The sequence below is a fragment of the Pseudomonas sp. LBUM1641 genome, from assembly GCF_059716235.1.
On the sequence record NZ_CP166815.1, the window covers coordinates 5,346,719 to 5,366,632 of the forward strand.

At 62.5% G+C, this 19,914-nt stretch carries 18 protein-coding genes; 6 read left to right on the forward strand and 12 right to left on the reverse strand.

Features of this window, described 5'->3' with window-relative positions; all coding sequences use genetic code 11:
* Positions 1-246: 246 nt before the first annotated feature.
* The gene (rne, locus tag ACA046_RS24510; protein WP_497675151.1) at positions 247-3,495 is read left to right on the forward strand and encodes a ribonuclease E; all 3,249 of its coding nucleotides are present in this window, start codon (positions 247-249) and stop codon (positions 3,493-3,495) included.
* 67 nt (positions 3,496-3,562) lie between these two features.
* Here the strand turns inward: rne and ACA046_RS24515 are convergent, their stop codons facing one another.
* The 10 genes from ACA046_RS24515 to ACA046_RS24560 form a co-directional block, all read right to left on the reverse strand.
* A complete protein-coding gene (locus ACA046_RS24515) occupies positions 3,563-4,150 on the reverse strand; it encodes a nucleotidyltransferase family protein (protein ID WP_497675152.1) in 588 nt (195 codons plus the stop codon).
* Complete coding sequence (locus ACA046_RS24520) at positions 4,147-5,133, reverse strand: XdhC family protein (RefSeq protein WP_497675153.1); 987 nt, start codon at positions 5,131-5,133, stop codon at positions 4,147-4,149. Before ACA046_RS24520 ends, ACA046_RS24515 begins: the two co-directional genes overlap by 4 nt.
* Before the next feature lie 150 nt (positions 5,134-5,283).
* Positions 5,284-6,303 carry a UDP-N-acetylmuramate dehydrogenase gene (murB, locus tag ACA046_RS24525; RefSeq protein ID WP_497675154.1) on the reverse strand — a complete coding sequence of 340 codons (1,020 nt, stop codon included), beginning with the start codon at positions 6,301-6,303 and terminating at the stop codon, positions 5,284-5,286.
* The gene (locus tag ACA046_RS24530; protein ID WP_010165863.1) at positions 6,300-6,764 is read right to left on the reverse strand and encodes a low molecular weight protein-tyrosine-phosphatase; all 465 of its coding nucleotides are present in this window, start codon (positions 6,762-6,764) and stop codon (positions 6,300-6,302) included. Before ACA046_RS24530 ends, murB begins: the two co-directional genes overlap by 4 nt.
* Entirely contained in the window at positions 6,764-7,528 is a 765-nt protein-coding gene (gene kdsB, locus ACA046_RS24535; protein ID WP_497675155.1) for a 3-deoxy-manno-octulosonate cytidylyltransferase, read from the reverse strand. Before kdsB ends, ACA046_RS24530 begins: the two co-directional genes overlap by 1 nt.
* On the reverse strand, positions 7,525-7,710 hold the full coding sequence (locus tag ACA046_RS24540) for a Trm112 family protein (protein ID WP_003174668.1): 186 nt from the start codon (positions 7,708-7,710) through the stop codon (positions 7,525-7,527). Before ACA046_RS24540 ends, kdsB begins: the two co-directional genes overlap by 4 nt.
* 24 nt (positions 7,711-7,734) lie before the next feature.
* Positions 7,735-8,745, reverse strand: a complete 1,011-nt coding sequence (gene lpxK, locus ACA046_RS24545; protein ID WP_497675156.1) for a tetraacyldisaccharide 4'-kinase — start codon at positions 8,743-8,745, stop codon at positions 7,735-7,737.
* Positions 8,745-9,173, reverse strand: coding sequence for a flagellar polar localization protein PocB (gene pocB / locus ACA046_RS24550; protein ID WP_004371361.1), 429 nt, complete (start codon positions 9,171-9,173; stop codon positions 8,745-8,747). Before pocB ends, lpxK begins: the two co-directional genes overlap by 1 nt.
* On the reverse strand, positions 9,170-9,805 hold the full coding sequence (gene pocA / locus ACA046_RS24555) for a flagellar polar localization protein PocA (protein WP_063033914.1): 636 nt from the start codon (positions 9,803-9,805) through the stop codon (positions 9,170-9,172). Before pocA ends, pocB begins: the two co-directional genes overlap by 4 nt.
* 31 nt (positions 9,806-9,836) lie before the next feature.
* Positions 9,837-12,128: a DNA internalization-related competence protein ComEC/Rec2 gene (locus tag ACA046_RS24560; RefSeq protein WP_497677134.1), complete on the reverse strand. Its 2,292-nt coding sequence runs from the start codon at positions 12,126-12,128 to the stop codon at positions 9,837-9,839.
* A gap of 147 nt (positions 12,129-12,275) precedes the next feature.
* Between ACA046_RS24560 and ACA046_RS24565 the strand changes: the two genes are divergently transcribed.
* Complete coding sequence (locus ACA046_RS24565) at positions 12,276-12,791, forward strand: DUF2062 domain-containing protein (RefSeq protein ID WP_076015057.1); 516 nt, start codon at positions 12,276-12,278, stop codon at positions 12,789-12,791.
* Positions 12,792-12,794: 3 nt separating this feature from the next.
* On the opposite strand, the gene ACA046_RS24570 is transcribed toward ACA046_RS24565, so the two are convergent.
* Both ACA046_RS24570 and ACA046_RS24575 read right to left on the reverse strand, forming a co-directional pair.
* Positions 12,795-14,168 carry a sensor histidine kinase gene (locus ACA046_RS24570; RefSeq protein ID WP_497675157.1) on the reverse strand — a complete coding sequence of 458 codons (1,374 nt, stop codon included), beginning with the start codon at positions 14,166-14,168 and terminating at the stop codon, positions 12,795-12,797.
* Positions 14,155-14,883, reverse strand: a complete 729-nt coding sequence (locus ACA046_RS24575) for a response regulator transcription factor (protein ID WP_459023053.1) — start codon at positions 14,881-14,883, stop codon at positions 14,155-14,157. Before ACA046_RS24575 ends, ACA046_RS24570 begins: the two co-directional genes overlap by 14 nt.
* 205 nt (positions 14,884-15,088) lie before the next feature.
* On the opposite strand from ACA046_RS24575, the gene ACA046_RS24580 reads away from it, so the two are divergent.
* The 4 genes from ACA046_RS24580 (at position 15,089) to ACA046_RS24595 (ending at position 19,905) form a co-directional block, all read left to right on the forward strand.
* The gene (locus ACA046_RS24580; protein WP_076015054.1) at positions 15,089-17,842 is read left to right on the forward strand and encodes a response regulator; all 2,754 of its coding nucleotides are present in this window, start codon (positions 15,089-15,091) and stop codon (positions 17,840-17,842) included.
* 160 nt (positions 17,843-18,002) lie between these two features.
* A complete protein-coding gene (locus tag ACA046_RS24585) occupies positions 18,003-18,992 on the forward strand; it encodes a 2-hydroxyacid dehydrogenase (RefSeq protein WP_497675158.1) in 990 nt (329 codons plus the stop codon).
* Between the two features lie 71 nt (positions 18,993-19,063).
* Positions 19,064-19,504 carry a hypothetical protein gene (locus ACA046_RS24590; protein ID WP_004371378.1) on the forward strand — a complete coding sequence of 147 codons (441 nt, stop codon included), beginning with the start codon at positions 19,064-19,066 and terminating at the stop codon, positions 19,502-19,504.
* Positions 19,501-19,905 carry an META domain-containing protein gene (locus ACA046_RS24595; protein WP_167663706.1) on the forward strand — a complete coding sequence of 135 codons (405 nt, stop codon included), beginning with the start codon at positions 19,501-19,503 and terminating at the stop codon, positions 19,903-19,905. The genes ACA046_RS24590 and ACA046_RS24595 overlap by 4 nt, the downstream gene beginning before the upstream one ends.
* The last annotated feature ends 9 nt before the right edge of the window (positions 19,906-19,914 follow it).

Sequence of the window (19,914 nt, forward strand, 5' to 3'; positions counted from 1 at the left end):
GCACTAGGCTTATATTTAGACGCTTCATCTCGTCCACAGTCGCCGGTTGATTCCTCCTCCTGACTGAGTGCTTAAGTCACCACAGCAAGCAGGAAGCGTACGTCGCGATATCGCCCATTTTGGCGGGTATTGCTGGACACTGGAGTGGCCAACCACTCTTGACGCACCTGACACCGACCGTGAGAAGTCGTGTGTGCCGAACGCCGTTTCCGGCAGCCCGGAAACCGACGGTACAACATGAAAAGAATGCTGATTAACGCAACTCAACCCGAAGAGTTGCGTGTTGCACTGGTAGACGGCCAACGCCTCTACGACCTGGACATCGAGTCCGGTGCACGCGAGCAAAAGAAGGCCAACATCTATAAAGGCCGGATTACTCGTATCGAACCAAGCCTTGAGGCTGCCTTTGTCGATTTCGGCTCCGAGCGCCATGGCTTCCTGCCCCTCAAAGAAATCTCCCGCGAATACTTCAAGAAAGCCCCAGAAGGCCGCGTGAACATCAAGGACGTCCTGAGCGAAGGCCAGGAAGTCATCGTTCAGGTGGAAAAAGAAGAACGTGGCAACAAGGGCGCCGCCCTGACCACCTTCATCAGCCTGGCTGGCCGCTACCTGGTCCTGATGCCGAACAACCCGCGTGCCGGCGGTATCTCCCGTCGCATCGAAGGCGAAGAGCGCAACGAACTGCGTGAAGCGCTGAACGGCTTGATCGCTCCGGCCGACATGGGCCTGATCGTGCGCACTGCCGGCCTGGGCCGCAGCAGCGAAGAAATGCAGTGGGACCTCGACTACCTGCTGCAACTCTGGACCGCTATCAAAGAAGCGTCCCTGGATCGTTCCGCGCCATTCCTGATCTACCAGGAAAGCAACGTGATCATCCGCGCCATCCGCGACTACCTGCGCCAGGACATCGGCGAAGTGCTGATCGACAGCGTTGAAGCCCAGGACGAAGCCCTGACCTTCATCCGCCAGGTGATGCCGCAGTACGCCAGCAAGATCAAGCTGTACGAAGACAGCGTTCCGCTGTTCAACCGTTTCCAGATCGAAAGCCAGATCGAAACCGCTTTCCAGCGCGTAGTCGAACTGCCTTCCGGCGGCTCCATTGTTATCGACCCGACCGAAGCTTTGGTGTCCATCGACATCAACTCGGCGCGCGCTACCAAAGGTAGCGACATCGAAGAAACCGCCCTGCAGACCAACCTGGAAGCGGCTGAAGAAATCGCCCGCCAGCTGCGCCTGCGTGACATCGGCGGCCTGATCGTGATCGACTTCATCGACATGACCCCAGCCAAGAACCAGCGCGCCGTGGAAGAGAAAGTCCGCGAATGCCTGGAAGCTGACCGTGCCCGCGTACAGGTTGGTCGCATCTCGCGCTTCGGCCTGCTGGAAATGTCCCGTCAGCGCCTGCGTCCATCCCTGGGCGAAAGCAGCGGCATCGTTTGCCCGCGTTGCAACGGCACCGGCATCATCCGTGACGTTGAATCGCTGTCCCTTGCGATCCTGCGCCTGATCGAAGAAGAAGCCCTGAAAGACCGCACTGCTGAAGTGCGCGCCCAGGTGCCAATCCCGGTGGCTGCGTTCCTGCTCAACGAAAAACGCAACTCGATCACCAAGATCGAACTGCGTACCCGTGCCCGCATCGTCATCCTGCCGAACGATCACCTCGAGACGCCGCACTTCGAAGTGCAGCGCCTGCGTGATGACAGCCCGGAAGCCCACGTCAACCAGTCCAGCTACGAAATCGCTGCTGCCGCTGCCGAAGTGGAAGAAGTCCAGCCAGCCGCCGCGACCCGCACCCTGGTTCGCCAGGAAGCCGCCGTCAAGACCGCGCCAGCCCGTGCCAACGCACCGGTTCCGGTTGAAGCTGCCGCGCCGGTTGCCGCACCTGCTGCCCTGCCTGAGCCAAGCCTGTTCAAGGGCCTGGTGAAGTCGCTGGTCAGCCTGTTCGCCACCAAGGAAGAGCCAGTGGCTCCAGTTGTGGTCGAGAAGCCTGCCGCTGAACGCCCTGCACGCAACGAAGAGCGTCGCAACGGTCGCCAGCAGAGCCGCAATCGCAACGGTCGCCGTGACGAAGAGCGCAAGCCTCGTGAAGAACGTGCGCCGCGCGAAGATCGTGCCCCACGTGAAGAGCGCCAGCCGCGCGAGGCCCGTGAAGAAACGCCAACCGTAGCCCGTGAAGAGCGTGCACCACGCGAAGAACGTGCACCGCGCGCTCCACGCGCCCCGCGTGAAGACCGCAAGCCACGTGGCGAGCGTGAAGAACGCGTGCGTGAACTGCGCGAGCCGTTGGATGCCGCTCCAGCCGTTGCCGCTGCTGCTGCCACCACTGCCGTTGCCGAAGAGCGTCCAGCTCGTCAGCCACGCGAAGAACGTGCGCCACGCCCTCCTCGTGAAGAGCGTCAACCACGTGCCGAGCAAGCGGCTCCAGCTGGTGAAGAAGAAGAGCTGCTGTCCAACGAAGATCAGCAACAGGAAGACGGTCAGGACAACGCCGAAGGCGATCGTCCACGCCGCCGCTCCCGTGGCCAGCGTCGTCGCAGCAACCGTCGTGAGCGTCAACGTGATGCCAACGGCAATGAAATCGAAGGCTCGGAAGAGACCGGCGAAGCTTCCGCTACTGGCGAACCGACTGGTGCCGAACTGGCTGCCGGCCTGGCCGTTACCGCTGCCGTTGCCAGCTCGGTCATCAGCGCACCTGCTGAAGCCCAGGCCAACGAGCAAGCTGAAGCCGCTACCGCTGCCATCCAGGAAACCCCTGTTGTAGAGACGCCAGTCGTCGAAGCACCTGTGGTTGAAGCGACGACGCCAGTCGAAGCCCCGGTTGTTCCGGAAGTGGAAGTAGCGCCAGCTCGTCACGTTCGTGAAGTTCGTGAAGTTCGCGAGCCTCAGCCTGAAGCTGAAGTGGTTGCCGAACCTGCAGCTGTTGTTGAACAACAGCCAGTGGTTGAAGCCGCCGTTGAAGCACCGGTTGCCGAGCCAACCCCTGAAGTGCGTGAAGTTCGCGAAGAACAGACCGCCTTCCAGTGGGCTGCCGAGCCAGCCCCAGTGATTGAAGCGGTTGAAGCGCCAGCGCCTGCTCCAGTGGTCGAAGAAGCTCCAGCGCCAGTCGCTGAAGTGGTTGTCGCCGCTGAACCTGTAGCCGTGGTTGCCGAGCCTGCTCCAGTGGTTGAAGCACCCGTGGTTGCCGAAGTGGCAGCACCGGTGGTTGAAGCCGCTCCGGCGAGCGCCCTGACCGAAAACGGCCGTGCGCCGAACGACCCGCGTGAAGTGCGTCGTCGTCGCAAGGAAGCTGAACTGGCTGCCGCTGCCGCCAAGCTGGCTGCCGAGACCGCCCCGGCAGTCGCTGAAGTTACCGAAGCAGCCCCTGCGCCGGTCACCGAAGCCGTGGTTGAGCACACTGCCCCTGCTATCGACGAGAACCAACGCTCCGTTGAAGAAGTGGTTGAGCACAACCCAAAAGCCCTGGAAGAAGAGCACGAGCCTAAACCCCTCGTCTGATTCCATCGGCCAATAAAAAGCCCCGCCTGAGTGATCAGGCGGGGCTTTTTTATGCCTGCGCTATCCGCTAGCGGTAGTTCAACAACGCCGGCACATCCACATCCCACAACACACCGGGATCATCGACTGCCACTTCCTGCACCGAAGCCTTGGCAAACAATGGCTTTGCACCACGATCTCCCGTCAGCGCCATCAAGGCTGGGCCGAATGAACGGCCAAACCCCACAGGATGCCCATACTGGCCGGCATGCACCGGGACGCTGATACCGTCGATCTCAAGACCTGCCATCACCTGCTCGATACTCGCCGGCAGGATGAACGGCATATCCCCGAGCACCACCAGCCAGCCATCGGACGTGCCGCTAGCCGCCACTGCCGCCGCGATGCTGTCACCCATTCCAGGCGAGCACAGCAAGAGCACTTCACAACCATGCAACTGCGCCAGCCGGATGACTTCGGTGCGATCCGGCGACGTCACCAACCAGCGCCTGGTAACCGCCGTAGGCAAATTCACCAGTACCTGTTCGATCACCGGCCGTGTGATGCCATCCCGGCCCATGCAGGGCGCCAGCAACTTATCCTGATCCGCCCCGGCCTCAGCCCGAAAACGACTGCCCTGCCCCGCCGCCAGGATGATCGCGGTGATGCCCGTCAACTGACCGCAGCCTGCAACGGCTTTTTCTGCAACAGATCAATCCCGTTCTTGATGGCGACGATTTCCGCCATCAACGACAGGGCGATCTCCGCTGGCGTATGGCTGCCGATATGCAGGCCAATCGGCCCATGCAGCCGCGCAATGGCGTCCGCACTCAACCCCAGCGCCGCGAGGTTTTCCCGGCGCTTCTGGCTGTTGACCCGCGAGCCCAGGGCGCCAATGTAGAACGCCTTGGAATTGAGGGCCGTCAACAGCGCCATGTCATCCAGGCGCGGGTCATGGGTGAGCGCGACAATCGCGGTGCGTTCATCGGTCTGGATATTCAGCACGGCTTCATCGGGCATGCCCGGCACAAAACGCCCGTGCTGCTCTTCCCAGCCATAGACAAACTCCTGGCGCGGGTCGCAGATCAGCACTTCGAAATCCAGCAGCCGGGCCATTTCTGCCACATAGCGTGACAGCTGGCCGGCGCCGATCAGCAGCAGACGCCAGCGCGGGCCATAAATCGCCCGCAAACGCTTGCCATCGAAGCTGACCACGTCGGTCTTGCTCGCACCGCTCAACACCACTTCACCAGTCGCCAGATCCAACTCACGGGCGACAATCTCATGCGCCTCGCAACGCGCCAGCAATTCAGCGACCCAACCTGGATCACCCACCCGCTCTTCGGTCAGGCGCAAGGTGCCGCCGCACGGCAGACCAAAACGCGCCGCTTCGTCCCGGGTGACGCCATACATCACAAGCTGCACCGGCGGCCCGTCATCAGGCAGCCGACCATCCCGCAAACGGGCGATCAAGTCGTCCTCGATACAGCCGCCAGACACCGAGCCAATCACCACTCCGTCGCCGCGCAAGGCCAGCATCGCCCCCGGCGGACGCGGCGCGCTGCCCCAGGTCTGAACCACGCTGTAGAGCACCACCCGCTGCCCGGCGCGGCGCCATTCCAGCACGCTGCGCAACACATTCAGATCAACACTGTCCATCAGGCCTTCGCCTCCTGCCAAACACGTAGCTGGTTTTGATAAACAGCATCTATGAGTTGATAAAAAATATCGGTAGTCAGCTAAGTTAACTCAGCGGCAATAAAAAAGCCCCGCAATGCAGGGCTTGGTGCGTCAAAAAACGAGCTTAGTTCAATAGCGGTTGGGCTCCATCTCCAGCACAACCTTGAAACGCTTTTCGATGTCCTGCTGGATGCGTAGCGCGAGCCCCGCAATCTCCTGGCCGGTGGCCGCGCCATAGTTGACCAACACCAGCGCCTGCAAGCGATGCACGCCAGCATCGCCATCGCGAAAACCCTTCCATCCCGCCTTGTCGATCAGCCAGCCAGCGGCCAGTTTCATCTGCCCGTCTGCCTGGGGGTAAGCCACCAGGTCCGGGTGTTGCAGCTGCAACTCGGCAGCCAGCGCCTGGGACACCAACGGGTTCTTGAAGAAGCTGCCGGCATTGCCGAGCACCGCCGGGTCAGGCAGTTTCTCGCTACGGATGCTGCAAATCGCCCGACTGACATCGCTGGGAGTGGCCTGCGTAATGCCTAGCTCGGTCAGGCGCTGTTGCACCGGCCCGTATTCAAGCTTCAGGTGCACGGCGCGACTCAAGGCAAAACGTACCCGCAGGATCAGCCAGCGCCCGACTTCGTGCTTGAACAGGCTGTCGCGGTAGGCAAAGTTGCATTCGGCCAGGCTGAAATCCCGCAGTTCGCCGGTCTGGCGATCAAGGGCGGTCAGGCCGGCGAACACGTCCTTGATCTCCACACCGTAGGCGCCGATGTTCTGCATTGGTGCGGCGCCAACCGTGCCGGGGATCAGGCTGAGGTTCTCCAGTCCGGAAAAGCCCTGGGCCAAGGTCCACAGTACAAACGGATGCCAGGCTTCGCCGGCTTCGGCTTCAACCACCAGCTGGACGCCATCGTCTTGCACGACCCGAATGCCCTGGCTGGCCATGCGCAGCACCAGCGCGTCGATGTCCTGGGTCAGCAACAAATTGCTGCCGCCGCCAATCACCAGCAACGGCAGTTGTTGTTCGGCGGCGTAGGCCAAGGCCTCATGCACGTCGGCATCGTTGTGGGCCTCGGCGAACAGCCGGGCACGCACGTCGATGCCAAAGCTGTTGAACGGTTTGAGCGAAACCTGTGCCTGTACCTGCAATGTCATAACCGGCCCTTCAATTCAATCACCAACAGGTCACACGCGCGCTCGATCAGGTCGAGTACGGTTTCGAAGCCCTGGTCGCCTTCGTAGTACGGGTCCGGCACTTCATCCACCACCGAGTCATAACGGCGCAGGAACAAGTCCAGGTCCGCCTTGCCCTGTGCTGGCTGCATGGCCTTGAGGTTGCGCAGGTTGCTCTGGTCCATGGCGAGGATCAGGTCGTAGCGGGAAAAGTCGGCACGCGACACTTGTTGTGCACGCTGGGCCGACAAGTCGTAACCCCGTTGCAGCGCCGCCCGCTGGCTGCGCTTGTCCGGTGGATTGCCAACGTGCCATTCACCGGTACCCGCGGAGGCCACTTCAACCTGATCAGCCAGGCCGGCTTCACGCAATTTGTGGCGCAACACACCTTCTGCCGTAGGTGAACGGCAGATATTGCCCAGGCAGACGAACAGAACCTGCATCAGGCCCCCAGCAGGCGACGGACGCGCTCGAGGTCTTCTGGCGTGTCGACACCGGCCGGCGGCGCTTCCAGGGCATCGCCCACATGAATGCGCACGCCGTGCCACAGGGCACGCAGTTGTTCCAGGGATTCGGTGTTTTCCAGCCAGCACGGGCCCCAACTGACGAAGTCATGCAGGAACCCGGCGCGGTAGGCGTAGATGCCGATGTGGCGGCGGTAAGGCACGCCCGCCGGCAACACGTCGGGTTGCTTGGCGAATGCATCCCGCGCCCACGGCAACGTGGAGCGGCTGAAGGTCAGCGCCAGGCCATTGATGTCACTGACCACTTTCACCACGTTGGGGTTGAGCAGGGTCTGGATGTCTTCAATCGGCTCGGCCAGGGTTGCCATGCGGGCTTCGCCATGGGCTGCCAGGTTGGCCGCCACCTGGTCGATCACGCTGGGCGGAATCAACGGCTCGTCACCTTGGACGTTGACCACGATGGCGTCCGCTGCCAGCCCCAGCTTGGTGGCCACTTCAGCCAGGCGGTCGGTGCCGGAATTGTGGTCTTCACGGGTCAGCACCGCTTCGGCGCCAAAGCTTTTGCAGGCCTCGATGATGCGCGGATCATCGGTGGCCACCACCACCCGTTCGGCGCTGCTTTTGCAGGCCTGTTCCCACACCAGCTGGATCATCGGCTTGTTGCCGATCAGCTGCAGCGGTTTGCCGGGCAGGCGAGTTGACGCATAGCGGGACGGGATGACAACGGTGAAGGCGGTGGTCATTTATCCAGGCGCTCGTCGGTGGTCAGGGTGCGGGCTTCGCTTTCAAGCATTACCGGAATGCCATCACGGATCGGGTACGCCAGGCCGGCGCCCTTGCTGATCAGCTCGGTTTTGTCGGCGCTGAGCTTGAGCGGACCTTTGCAGATCGGGCAAGCGAGGATATCGAGCAGTTTGGTGTCCATGAGTATGTCCTGGAGAGCAGCGTTTTAAGGCAAAAGGCGAGCGGGCAGCAAGCGCATCAACTGCGTGTCGAACCAGGCGGTAAACGCCGGTGACGGTGCCGCGTCCACCGCAAGGTACCACCAGTCGGGCCTGGCAAAGGCGCGGCACTTCACCGCGTCCTTTTCAGTCATGACCAACGGCAGTGCCGGTGTGAAATTCAAGACCTCGGCGCTGTAGGGCGCGTGGTCGGCGAAAGCATGGGGTATTGGGCGCCAGTGTAGCGTTTCAAGGGTATTGAAGAAACGTTGCGGGTTGCCAATGCCAGCCACCGCATGCACCTGCTGCCCCACCGGAAAGTGATCGACGGTTTTGCGCTCGCCGGTGTGAAGATTGACCAGCGCAGTGGGTAGCAGACGGAAGGCAAAGCCATCTTCACGGTCTGAACTGGCGCCGTTATAAAGCAGCGCATCGACGCTGTGCAAACGCTCGACTGGTTCGCGCAATGGGCCCGCCGGCAGGCAGTGGCGGTTACCGAGCCCTCGGGCAGCATCAATCAGTACCAGTTCCAGGTCGCGGGCCAGACGGTAATGTTGCAGGCCGTCGTCGGAGAGAATCAGGTCCAGGGTTTCGCTGGCCAGCAATGCCTTCACGGCGCGGCTGCGGTCCGGGTCGATCATCAGTGGCACGCCGCCGCGTTGCACGATCAACAAGGGTTCGTCCCCCGCCACCGCTGCGGTGTGACTGGCTTCGACGCGCCATGGAAACGCTGGCGGCTTGGCGCCATAGCCGCGACTGACCACACCCACGCGCAAACCGCTGCGCTGGCAATGGTCGATCAGCCAAAGAATCAAGGGGGTCTTGCCGGTGCCACCGACGGTGATATTACCGACGACCACGACCGGCACCGGCGACTGGTAGATCTCGCCCTCGCCCGCCAGGAATCGCGCGCGTTTGCGCTGCACTACCCGGCGATAGAGGGATTCCAGCGGCCGCAACAACGCGAGCGCCGGATGGCCTTCGTACCAGGCCTTGAGCAAACGATCGGTGATGGCCATCAGGGTTGGCTCGCCGCCTCGACGGTGGTCATGCGCAAATGGCTGAAACCGAGCTTGCCGGCAGCGTCCATCGCAGTGATCACGGCCTGGTGCTTGGTGTTGCCGTCGGCGCTGATGGACAGTGGCAAGTTAGTGTCGCCACCGGACTCTTTCTGCAACGCCTCCATCAGGCTGGCCAGGTCGTTTTTCTCCAGCAACTGGTTATTTACCGAAAATACGCCATCGGCGCTGATGGCGATGTCCAGTTGCTTGGCCTGCTGGTCTTCCGCCGGAGAGCCGCTGACGGCTTCCGGCAGGTCGACGCGCAGTTGAGTTTCCCGGGTAAAGGTGGTGGTGACGACAAAAAACAGCAGCAGGATAAACACCACGTCAATCAACGACGCCAGGTTGATATCGACGTTTTCCCGTTGTTTGCGGCGAAATTTCACGCTTTGCCCTCAACCAGGTCCACGTCACGGTCGCCCTGCACCACTTCCACCAACTTGATGGCTTCCTGCTCCATGCCCACCACCAGCTCATCGATGCGCCGTTGCAGGAAACGGTGGAAGAACACCGAAGGAATACCGACCATCAGGCCCGCCGCCGTGGTGATCAAGGCCTTGGAAATACCACCGGCCAGCACTGCGGCGTTGGTAGTCATGCCCGAGCCCATGAAGGAGCTGAAAATATCGATCATGCCCAGCACCGTACCGAGCAAGCCGAGCAACGGCGCCATGGCGGCAATCGTACCCAGGGCATTGATGTAGCGCTCCAGCTCGTGGATGACCCGGGCGGCGGCCTCTTCGATGCATTCCTTCATGATCTCGCGACCATGCTTGGAGTTGGCGAGGCCGGCGGCGAGGATTTCACCCAGGGGCGAGTTGGCGCGCAGCTCCTTGAGTTTTGCCTTGTCCAGTTGCTTGTTCTTGATCCAGCCCCAGACCTGGCCCAGCAGGTGGTCAGGTGTGACACGGCTGGCACGCAGGGTCCACAGGCGTTCGGCGATGATGCCGAGTGCGGCGATGGAACTCAAAATGATCGGCAACATCATCCAGCCGCCGGATTTGACCAATTCCCACACAGTGAATGTCCCCTCGAAAAAGTGCGCCACTTTACCATAAGGGTTTGGCGGAAGGGCTGACCTGCCCCAGAGCATCCTGTCGCAGGGGCCGGTCTTTGGTAACTCTGTTTTGCGGCGCAGGCTCACGCCAGAAACGGCGCTGGCTGCGCGCGGCCTCCGGCGTCTGGAAAGTGCCCAGTTGCAGGCGGAGCGCGCCTTGTTCGGCACTGTCATAAATCAGGCTGCCCAAAGCCTGGTAACGCTCCAACACCTGGGGATGCGGATGGCCGAACGCATTGCTGCGGCCACGGGAAATCAACACAGCCTTGGGTGCGAGGCGCTGTAGAAACCGCCATGACGACGAACTGCGGCTGCCATGGTGCGGCGCTTGCAGCCAATCGACAGGAGCACCCAGGGGCGTGGCCAGTAATGCCCGCTCGGCGTCACGGTCAATATCACCGGTCAGCAACAACCGCTCGCCATTGGCCTGCACCAGCAACACACAGGACATCTGATTACCGTCCGTCGCATCCGGCCATTGCCATAGCTCGAACGTCACGCCATCCCATTCCCACCGCTCGCCACTGACACAGGCTTGCGTACCGAGAGCCGCTGGCAGCCGCTTTGTCTCACCCCCTACCACACGTTTGATCGGCAACCCTTGAGCAACGGCCAACGCACCGCCGGCATGATCGGCATCGGCATGACTGAGCAGCATCACGTCCAGCCCCGCAACCCCCAGCTTGCGCAGCGCAGGCAGCACGACGCGAGCGCCGAGATCAAACTCACCGGAGCGCGGCCCGGCGTCATAGAGCAGAACGTGGTTGCGGGTACGCAGGATGATCGACAAACCCTGGCCTACATCCAGTTGCACCACATCCACTTGCCCGAGGGGCACCGATTCCGGAGGCGGAAACACCGCCAGCAGCAACATGGGCCAGCCCAGCAGGCGAAACGGGATGCCCTTGGGGAGCAACAACAGCACCGCCCCCAGCAGGCTCACCAGCCAATAGCCAACGGGCACTTGCGCCGGCAGCCAGGCCGGCAAGTACTGCGCCAGCAACGCCAGGGCCTTGAACAGCCAATCCAGCGTGCCGCCGGCCAGCCATAACAATCCCTCACCTATATAAGGCAGCGGCAGTAACACCGTACCCAGCAAGGCCAAGGGCAACACCACCAGGCTGATCCACGGCACCGCAACCAGGTTGGCCAGCGGCCCGCTCAGGCTGATGGGCAAACCGAGCACCAGCAGCAACGGAAACAAACCGATGGCAATCAACCACTGGGCCCGGGTCCAGGCCTGCCAGGCACGCCAGGGACCCAGCCGGCCACTGAACGCCAGGATCAGCACCGCCACCGCCGCAAAGGACAGCCAGAACCCCGGTTGCAGGCTGGCCAGCGGTTCGAGGATCAACACGGCATTGAGTGCCAGCAACAGCGGCCACCAAATCCCCAGGTGACGAAACCGCAAGCGCCACAGCAACACCAATCCCACCATCACGCAGGCCCGTTGCACAGGCACCTCGAAACCCGCCAACAAGCCGTAGCCCAGCGCGGCGGCAAATGCCAGGCCGCAGGCCCAAGGCAGCCACGGCAAGGGTTTCGGCCAGCACCCGTAGCGGGCCAAACCGGCGACCAGGCCATAGATCAACCCTGCCAGTAGCCCGATGTGCTGCCCGGAAATCACCAATAAGTGCACGGTGCCGGTGTCTTGCAGAATCCGCCAATCCTCGGCGGCCAGCCCGGAACCATCCCCGAGCACCAGCGCCGCCAGGCCCGCCTCTCGCCCTTGGGCATCCACCGCCAACAGCCGCTGGCGAATTCCGTCGCGCCAGGCATGCCGCGCGGGCGCCAGCTTCTGGCCGTCCTTGACCGAACCGGTGGCGCCAATCCGCTGCGCCAGCAGCCAGGCTTCATAGTCAAAACCACCGGCATTGAGCAAACCGGACGGACGCTTGAGGGTGACGGCCAACCGCCAGCGCTCACCGCTCTGAACTTGCGGCCCGCCGCGCCAGGACAGCCGAATACGCTTAGGAAGCAGGTCCTTGCGTGACCGGCTGTCGGTCAGTTCAAAGCGCACACCGTCGCCTGTCTGCTGCGGTAACCCGGTCACACGCCCCTCCACCCAGCGGGTCTGGCCATCCAGACGCGCGGCCAGCCGGTCATCCAGCGCCCACTGCGCACTGAGGCACGCCCAGCCCAGCCCGAGCAGGAAAAACGCCAGCGGATAGGTACGAAAAGGCAACAGCATCAGGGCCAGCACCGGCATCAACAGCAGCCAGCCGCTGGACGGCAACGCGGGTAAAAAGCGCAAGGCGAGCAGCCCCAGCGCGAGTGCGAACATCCCTGTTCTCATGGATCGTTCCTTGAAAGCGACCCATTGAGTCTTAGTCGGGCTCCCGATGCTGCCTATTATTATTTGTCACAAAGTCTGAATTTCCCGTTCGTAGAATGCGGGCATACTTGCCCCTCGAATTGACCTGGACCCCTTATGCCACGGCGCTTATTCAAACGGTACATGCCCGATCCGACCAGCATCCGGGAACACAAGTCCTTACGCTTTCTCGGCAAATTGCTGCATGACCCGAACCTCTGGCACCTCAATCGGCACTCGGTCGCGCGGGCGATGGCCGTTGGTCTGTTCGCGGCATTTATCCCCATTCCCTTGCAGATGCTGCTGGCGGCAATCCTTGCCATCAGCGTGCGCGGCAATATGCCGATTGCCGTCAGCCTGGTGTGGCTGACCAACCCGATCACCATGCCGCCGGTGTTCTTCTGCACCTACATGACCGGGGCCTGGCTGATGAATGTGCCGCCCCGCAGCATGCCCGACGAGCTGACTTGGGAATGGATCAGCGGGCAATTATCGACGCTGTGGCAACCTTTCCTGCTGGGCTCTGTTGTATTGGGGTTGGTGATGGCGGCGCTGGGCTATTGCCTGACCATGGGCTATTGGCGCTGGTGGGTGGCGCGCCAGTGGAGAAAACGCAAACAGCGTAGGTTGTAGGCGTCAGCGGGCGAGCAAGCGCATATGTACACGCAGTCCCAGGCCGGTATTTTCCGCCCACAGGTTGCCGTCCTGGCGCTGCACGGCGTTGCGCGCAACAATGCTCAAGCCCAGGCCAAAACCGCCGTCGCCGGGCCGTGAACCGTCCAGCCGGGTGAATGGCGCAAAGATCCGGTCCAACTCCACCTCATCAATCCCGCCGCCCTGGTCTTCCAGCCACAAGTGCCAGTGATCACCCTCTCGTTGCCCGCCCAATTGCACGGTGCCGTATTGCGGAGAATGCCGGATGGCATTGCGCAGGATGTTCTCCAATGCCTGGGCCAGCAGGTTCAGATGGCCGCGCACCCAGCAGTCAGCCCCAAGCTCGCACTGCAAGCGTGAAGCCGGCCAGCCACTTTCAAAACAGGCGTTTTCCCGGAGCATGTCCCACAGTGCCTGCACCTGGATGTCTTCCTTGGGCAACGGCGCACGTTCAGTGTCGAGCCAGGCCAGTTGCAGGGTGTCTTCCACCAGGCGCTGCATACCGTCGATTTCCCTCCCCAGGCGCTCGCGCAGTTGGGTCAGGTCTTGCTCGCTGTCGCAGGCGACGCGCAAACGGCTCAGTGGTGTGCGCAACTCATGGGACAAATCCCGCAGCAGTTGCTGTTGCAGGGCTACGGTGCCTTGCAGGCGTTCCGACATCTGATCAAACGCGCGGCCCAACTCCCCCAATTCATCCTGGCGGCTGGTGGTATCGCGGGAAAGCCGGGTGCTCAGTTGATCGGCGCGCCAGGCGTTGGCCTGCTCCCGCAGGTGATTGAGGGGCATGATCAACAGCCGGTAAAGGCCGATGCAGAGCAACAGGGTGAACAGGCCGGGAATCAAGCCATTGGTGACGATGCGCCAGAACAGCTGGTTTTGCCCAGGCATGAAACGCCGTGGCAATTCGATCACCAGGGAACCCGCGCCCGGGTCGAGCGGGAACGGGATTTTCAACCACGGCAAGCCCTTGGCATGTCGGCTGACAGGCCAGTCCAGGCCGCGCAGGAAGGTCAGGCGCTGGCTTTCCTTGTCCGTCAGCGGGTAGCTGCTCAGGGATTGCAGGTCGTTACCGATGACGCCTAACCAGGTGCGCTCGCGCTGCCCAAGGGTGTGCAGCCATTCGTCCACACCGGCGTTGCCGCCCTTGTTCCAGGCCAGTTCCGCACCAGCTGCATAACCGCTCAACGTGGCGCGGGCTTCGTTGGACAGAAAGGCATTCTGCTCTTCCATGTACCGGCCCCAGGACCAACTGAGCCAGATCATCAGCAAGCAGAACGCGATCAGCAGGCAGGCCAGTTTCCAGAATAACGAATGCTTGCCAGGCAGCCGTTTGAGCGCGGCCTTAAAGCCCGTCATCGTGACCGCTCAACACATAGCCCTTGCCCCACACCGTGCGCACTTCCCGCTCGCTGTAGCCGATGGCCTTGAGTTTGCGACGAATCTGGCTGATGTGCATGTCCAGGCTGCGGTCATGGGACGCGTAGCCGCGCTGAAAGACATGCTGATAAAGGAAGGCCTTGCTGAGGACTTCTTCGCCGTTGCGGTGCAGGGTTTCCAGCAGGCGGTATTCACTGCGGGTCAGGCCGGCCCACTGCTCCCGGTGAAACACATCACACCGCTCATCATCGAAACGCAGGCTACGGGCATCGTCGCGCACCGCCGCCAGGGCCGGCAAAGGCCGCCGATCCAGGGCGACCCGGCGCAGGATCGCCTCAATACGCACCCGCAACTCCGCCATGCTGAACGGCTTGGGCAGGTAATCGTCCGCCCCCAGGCGAAAGCCGCTGATACGGTCGGCTTCAGCACCCAGGGCCGACATCAGGATCACCGGGATCGAATGGCTCTGGCGCAAATGCGTGAGCACCGACAAGCCGTCCATACCCGGCAACAGGATATCCATCAACACCACGTCGAAGCGTTGATCGCGGGCCATTTGCAGGCCCTGCTGGCCGTTCTGGCACCAGGTCACTTGGAAGCCACAGCGGCCCAACTGCTCATGGACATAAGCGCCAAGCACAGGATCGTCTTCTATTGCCAGGATACTGGGTAAGCCAAGTGCTACGGGATTCATTAGCGTCTGCAAGTCATTCTCAATGACTGATTATTCAAGATTGGCCCCCCACGAGCAACTGCCGTCGGGCGTCCAGCGGCCCGCGGTTTGCCGCAGGTCATTAATTTTGCAAGATTCCACGCCGCGCAAATGGCTACACTGCGCAGGTGGCGCGGGCCGGATGCCTGCGTGGAATTCGACAACAGTGTGGTAGCAGGAGAGTGGCGTGCTTACGAGAATGGGAATAAAAGGCCGCGTACTGTTGCTGACCTTATTGCCTACCAGCCTGATGGCGTTGCTGCTGGGCGGCTATTTCACCTGGATGCAGCTTTCGGAGTTGCAGTCGCAGTTGCTGCAACGGGGCGAGATGATCGCCGAGCAACTGGCACCTTTGGTCGCCCCGGCCCTGGGCACCAAAAACACCGACCTGCTGGAACGCATCGCCACCCAGTCCCTGGAGCAAACCGACGTACGCGCCGTGTCGTTCCTGGGGCCTGACCGCACACCCCTGGCCCACGCCGGCCCGACCATGCTCAACCAGCCGCCGATTGGCAACAGCTCGCACCTGTTGCAGCGCACCGGCAATGACGCAACCCGCTATCTGCTGCCGGTATTCGGCCGCCATCGCAACCTCGCCGGCGAACTGATCCCGGACGAATCCGATCGCCTCCTGGGTTGGGTCGAGCTGGAGCTGTCCCACAACGGTATGCTGCTGCGCGGCTACCGCAGCCTGTTCGCCAGCCTGCTGCTGATCGCCATCGGCCTGATCTGCACGGCTGCCCTCGCCTTGCGCATCAGCCGTACGATCAACTCACCGATCGGTTTGATCAAACAGGCCGTCGCGCAGCTCAAGGACGGCAATCTGGAAACCCGCTTGCCACCCCTGGGCAGCCAGGAACTGGATCACCTGGCCTCGGGCATCAACCGCATGGCCGAGACCCTGCAAAACGCCCAGGAAGAATTGCAACACAGCATCGACCAGGCCACCGAAGACGTGCGGCAAAACCTGGAAACCATCGAGATCCAGAACATCGAGTTGGACCTGGCCCGCAAGGAGGCCCTGGAAGCCAGCCGCATCAAATCGGAGTTTTTGGCCAACATGAGCCATGAGATCCGCACGCCGCTGAATGGCATCCTTGGCTTCACCCACTTGTTGCAGAAAAGCGAGCTGTCGCCTCGCCAACTGGATTACCTGGGCACCATTGAAAAGTCCGCCGACAACCTGCTGGGCATCATCAACGAAATCCTCGACTTCTCGAAAATCGAGGCCGGCAAGCTGGTACTCGACAGCATCCCGTTCAACCTGCGGGACTTGCTGCAAGACACCCTGACCATCCTTGCCCCGGCCGCCCACGCCAAACAGCTCGAGCTGGTGAGCCTGGTCTACCGCGATACACCGCTGTCCCTGGTGGGTGACCCGCTGCGGCTCAAGCAGATCCTCACGAATCTGGTGAGCAACGCGATCAAGTTCACCCGCGAAGGCACTATCGTTGCCCGCGCCATGATTGAAGACGAACAGGAAGACAGCGTGCAACTGCGCATCAGCGTGCAGGACACCGGCATCGGCCTGTCGAACCAGGATGTGCGGGCGCTGTTCCAGGCATTCAGCCAGGCGGACAATTCGTTGTCACGCCAACCTGGTGGCACCGGCCTGGGGCTAGTGATTTCCAAGCGCCTGATCGAACAGATGGGCGGTGAGATTGGCGTCGACAGCACGCCGGGAGAAGGCTCGGAATTCTGGATCAGCCTGAACCTGCCAAAAACCCGTGACGATATCGAAGACCTGCCCTCCGCGCCGCTGCTGGGCCGGCGCGTGGCCGTGCTGGAAAACCACGAGCTGGCGCGCCAGGCCCTGCAACATCAGTTGGAAGACTGCGGCCTGGAAGTCACGCCGTTCAACAGCCTGGAAAGCCTGACCAACGGCATCACCAGCGCCCACCAGACCGAACAGGCCATTGACCTGGCGGTGCTGGGCATCACTGCCAACGACATCCCGCCGGAGCGTTTGAACCAACACCTGTGGGACCTTGAGCACTTGGGCTGCAAGGTATTGGTGCTGTGCCCGACCACCGAACAGCTGCTGTTCAACCAGTCGGTGCCCAACCCCAACAGCCAGTTGCAGGCCAAACCCGCCTGCACCCGCAAACTGCGCCGTGCCCTCGCCGACCTGATCAGCCCGCGCCCGTTGCGCAGCGAACCCGGCGAGCCATTGTCCAGCCGCGCGCCGCGGGTGCTGTGTGTCGACGACAATCCGGCCAACCTGCTGCTGGTGCAAACCCTTCTGGAAGACATGGGCGCCAAGGTCCAGGCGGTGGAAAGCGGTTACTCGGCCATCGAAGCGGTGAAGCAGGAAGCCTTCGACCTGGTGCTGATGGACGTGCAGATGCCCGGGATGGACGGCCGCCAGAGCACCGAGGCGATCCGCACGTGGGAAAGCGAACGTCATGGCACGCCGCTGCCCATCGTCGCGCTGACGGCCCATGCGATGGCCAACGAAAAACGCGCCCTGCTGCAAAGCGGCATGGATGACTACCTGACCAAACCCATCAGCGAGCGGCAACTGGCCCAGGTGGTGTTGAAATGGACCGGGCTGGCCCTGCGCAACCAAGGCCCGGACCGCGGCACCGAGAGTTTCGGGCACGCCGCGCAATTGCCGGTGCTGGACCACGAAGAAGGTTTGCGCCTGGCGGCCGGCAAGGCGGATCTGGCGGCGGACATGCTGGCGATGCTGCTGGCTTCCCTTGAAGCCGACCGCGAAGCGATTCGCGTCGCCCGGGACGCCAACGACCGCAACGCCCTGATCGAGCGGGTGCACCGCTTGCACGGCGCCACCCGGTATTGCGGCGTGCCGCAACTGCGCGCGGCCTGCCAACGGGCCGAAACCCTGCTCAAACAGGACGACGCCAAGGCCATGCCGGCCCTGGATGAACTGGACATGGCGATTGCCCGGCTGGCCAGCGAGGCGCGGGTCAGCGCGTAAACTTTCGGGGCAATGTGGCGAGGGAGCTTGCTCCCGCTGGAGTGCGAAGCGCTCCCAGGATTTTGGGGCCGCTGCGCAGCCCAGCGGGAGCAAGCTCCCTCGCCACAGACAAGCCTCCTCACCACAAAAGCAGCTTTCCATCATCAAGAAGGAATATTTGATGCGCATCATCCTCTTCAGCAGCCAGACCTACGACCGCGAGAGCTTTCTCGCCCAACCGTTGCCCGAGGGCATGCAGCTGCAATTCCAGCCGGCCCGGCTGAACCTCGACACCGTGGCCCTGGCCGAACACCACGAAGTGGTCTGCGCCTTTATCAATGACGACCTCAGCGCCCCGGTGCTGGAGCAGTTGGCCAGCGGCGGCACTCGCCTGATCGCCCTGCGCTCGGCCGGTTACAACCATGTCGACCTGCCCGCCGCCAAACGCCTGGGCCTGACCATCGTGCGGGTGCCGGCCTATTCGCCCCATGCGGTGGCCGAACATGCGGTCGCGCTGATCCTGGCCCTCAATCGTCGCCTGCACCGCGCCTACAACCGTACCCGCGACGGCGACTTCAGCCTGCATGGCCTGACCGGTTTCGACCTGGTGGGCAAGACCGTCGGCGTGGTCGGCACCGGGCAGATCGGCGCCACGTTCGCCAAGATCATGGCCGGGTTCGGCTGCCAGTTGCTGGCTTACGATCCTTACCCCAACCCGCAGGTCGAGGCCCTCGGTGCGCGCTACGTGAACCTGCATGAGTTGCTGGGCGAGTCGCAGATCATCAGCCTGCATTGCCCACTGACAGCGGACAGCAAACACCTGATCAACGCCCAAAGCCTGGCCCATATGCAGCCCGGCGCGATGCTGATCAATACCGGGCGCGGCGGTCTGGTGGACACCCCGGCGCTGATCGACGCGCTCAAGGACGGCCAGCTCGGCTATCTGGGGCTGGATGTGTATGAAGAAGAGGCCCAGCTGTTTTTCGAAGACCGCTCGGACTTGCCCCTGCAAGACGACGTACTGGCGCGCCTGCTGACCTTCCCTAACGTGATCATCACCGCCCACCAGGCCTTCCTGACCCGCGAGGCCCTGGGAGCGATTGCCGGCACGACCCTGGCCAACATCGCTGCGTGGGCCGGCGGGCAGTCGCAAAACCTCGTCGAAGGATGATCAGCGGTCACATAGCCGCGCCATGATGGGTGGCGGCCCGTGATAGGATGCCGCGCCTATTTGGAGGATCCATGGCCGAACACGATTTCCGCTTCAGCTTGCTGAGCCCGCAACACACTCTGATCGAATGCCGCGCCCTGGTGCCGGGCCGTTATCAAGTCACCGGCAACGGTGGCTCGATCAAGAACGGTGACGTTCTGATCGTCACCCTGCGCGGCAGCAAAACCCTGTCGATGCGCCTGACCGTCGAAGGCGATGCGCGCTACTCCATCCGCCCAGCGGGCCAGTGGGTCGCCATGGCCCAGGGGCCGAAGTTCGGCGAGTTGGAGATTCACACCTGGAAGGTCAACTGCGACAGCTGCGACAACGTGCTGGAATTTGAATTCGCGGTGGAAACCAAGCTGACCAAGGAACCGCTGCAACCGGCCGCTACCGCGCGGGTCACCGAGTTGGGCTGGGCCACCCTGGGTGACAAGCACCGCTGCCCGAAATGCCAGCAGGCCGCGCAATGAAAGCCCCGCTGATGCTGGCCGTGCTGGGTGCAGGCCTTGCGGGCTGCGCCAGCGACGAGGCCAAGCTCAAGCAGGATCACAGCTACGTGGTGGAATGGATCGGTGAGCGGCCGCTGATGGATTACGCGCACCTGACCGTGACCCTCGGCGCCGATGGCCGGGCCTACGGCAATGGTGGCTGCAACCATTGGTTCGCGCCCTACACCCTGGACGGCGACAAGCTGAGCTTCGGCAAGGTCGGCAGCACCCGCAAACTCTGCGCCGAAGCGCTGATGGAGCAGGAGCACCGCTTCTTCCAGGCCCTGCAAGGCGTACAGCGCTGGGACATCTCGCCGATCGAGCAAACCCGTTTCTGGCCGGCGGATGGCAAGCCGTTGCGGTTGTGGCTGGAAGAAGGCTGATCTGTAAGG

Bases quoted from the DNA above. Each gene is read 5' to 3' on its own strand.
- ACA046_RS24570 (WP_497675157.1), bottom strand. From the start codon at position 14,168: ATGACGGGCTTTAAGGCCGCGCTCAAACGGCTGCCTGGCAAGCATTCG.
- ACA046_RS24520 (WP_497675153.1), bottom strand. From the start codon at position 5,133: ATGGACAGTGTTGATCTGAATGTGTTGCGCAGCGTGCTGGAATGGCGC.
- ACA046_RS24530 (WP_010165863.1), bottom strand. From the start codon at position 6,764: ATGCAGGTTCTGTTCGTCTGCCTGGGCAATATCTGCCGTTCACCTACG.
- ACA046_RS24595 (WP_167663706.1), top strand. From the start codon at position 19,501: ATGAAAGCCCCGCTGATGCTGGCCGTGCTGGGTGCAGGCCTTGCGGGC.
- rne (WP_497675151.1), top strand. From the start codon at position 247: ATGCTGATTAACGCAACTCAACCCGAAGAGTTGCGTGTTGCACTGGTA.
- ACA046_RS24575 (WP_459023053.1), bottom strand. From the start codon at position 14,883: ATGAATCCCGTAGCACTTGGCTTACCCAGTATCCTGGCAATAGAAGAC.
- ACA046_RS24560 (WP_497677134.1), bottom strand. From the start codon at position 12,128: ATGTTCGCACTCGCGCTGGGGCTGCTCGCCTTGCGCTTTTTACCCGCG.
- ACA046_RS24585 (WP_497675158.1), top strand. From the start codon at position 18,003: ATGCGCATCATCCTCTTCAGCAGCCAGACCTACGACCGCGAGAGCTTT.
- murB (WP_497675154.1), bottom strand. From the start codon at position 6,303: ATGACATTGCAGGTACAGGCACAGGTTTCGCTCAAACCGTTCAACAGC.
- kdsB (WP_497675155.1), bottom strand. From the start codon at position 7,528: ATGACCACCGCCTTCACCGTTGTCATCCCGTCCCGCTATGCGTCAACT.
- lpxK (WP_497675156.1), bottom strand. From the start codon at position 8,745: ATGGCCATCACCGATCGTTTGCTCAAGGCCTGGTACGAAGGCCATCCG.
- ACA046_RS24565 (WP_076015057.1), top strand. From the start codon at position 12,276: ATGCCACGGCGCTTATTCAAACGGTACATGCCCGATCCGACCAGCATC.
- ACA046_RS24540 (WP_003174668.1), bottom strand. From the start codon at position 7,710: ATGGACACCAAACTGCTCGATATCCTCGCTTGCCCGATCTGCAAAGGT.
- ACA046_RS24590 (WP_004371378.1), top strand. From the start codon at position 19,064: ATGGCCGAACACGATTTCCGCTTCAGCTTGCTGAGCCCGCAACACACT.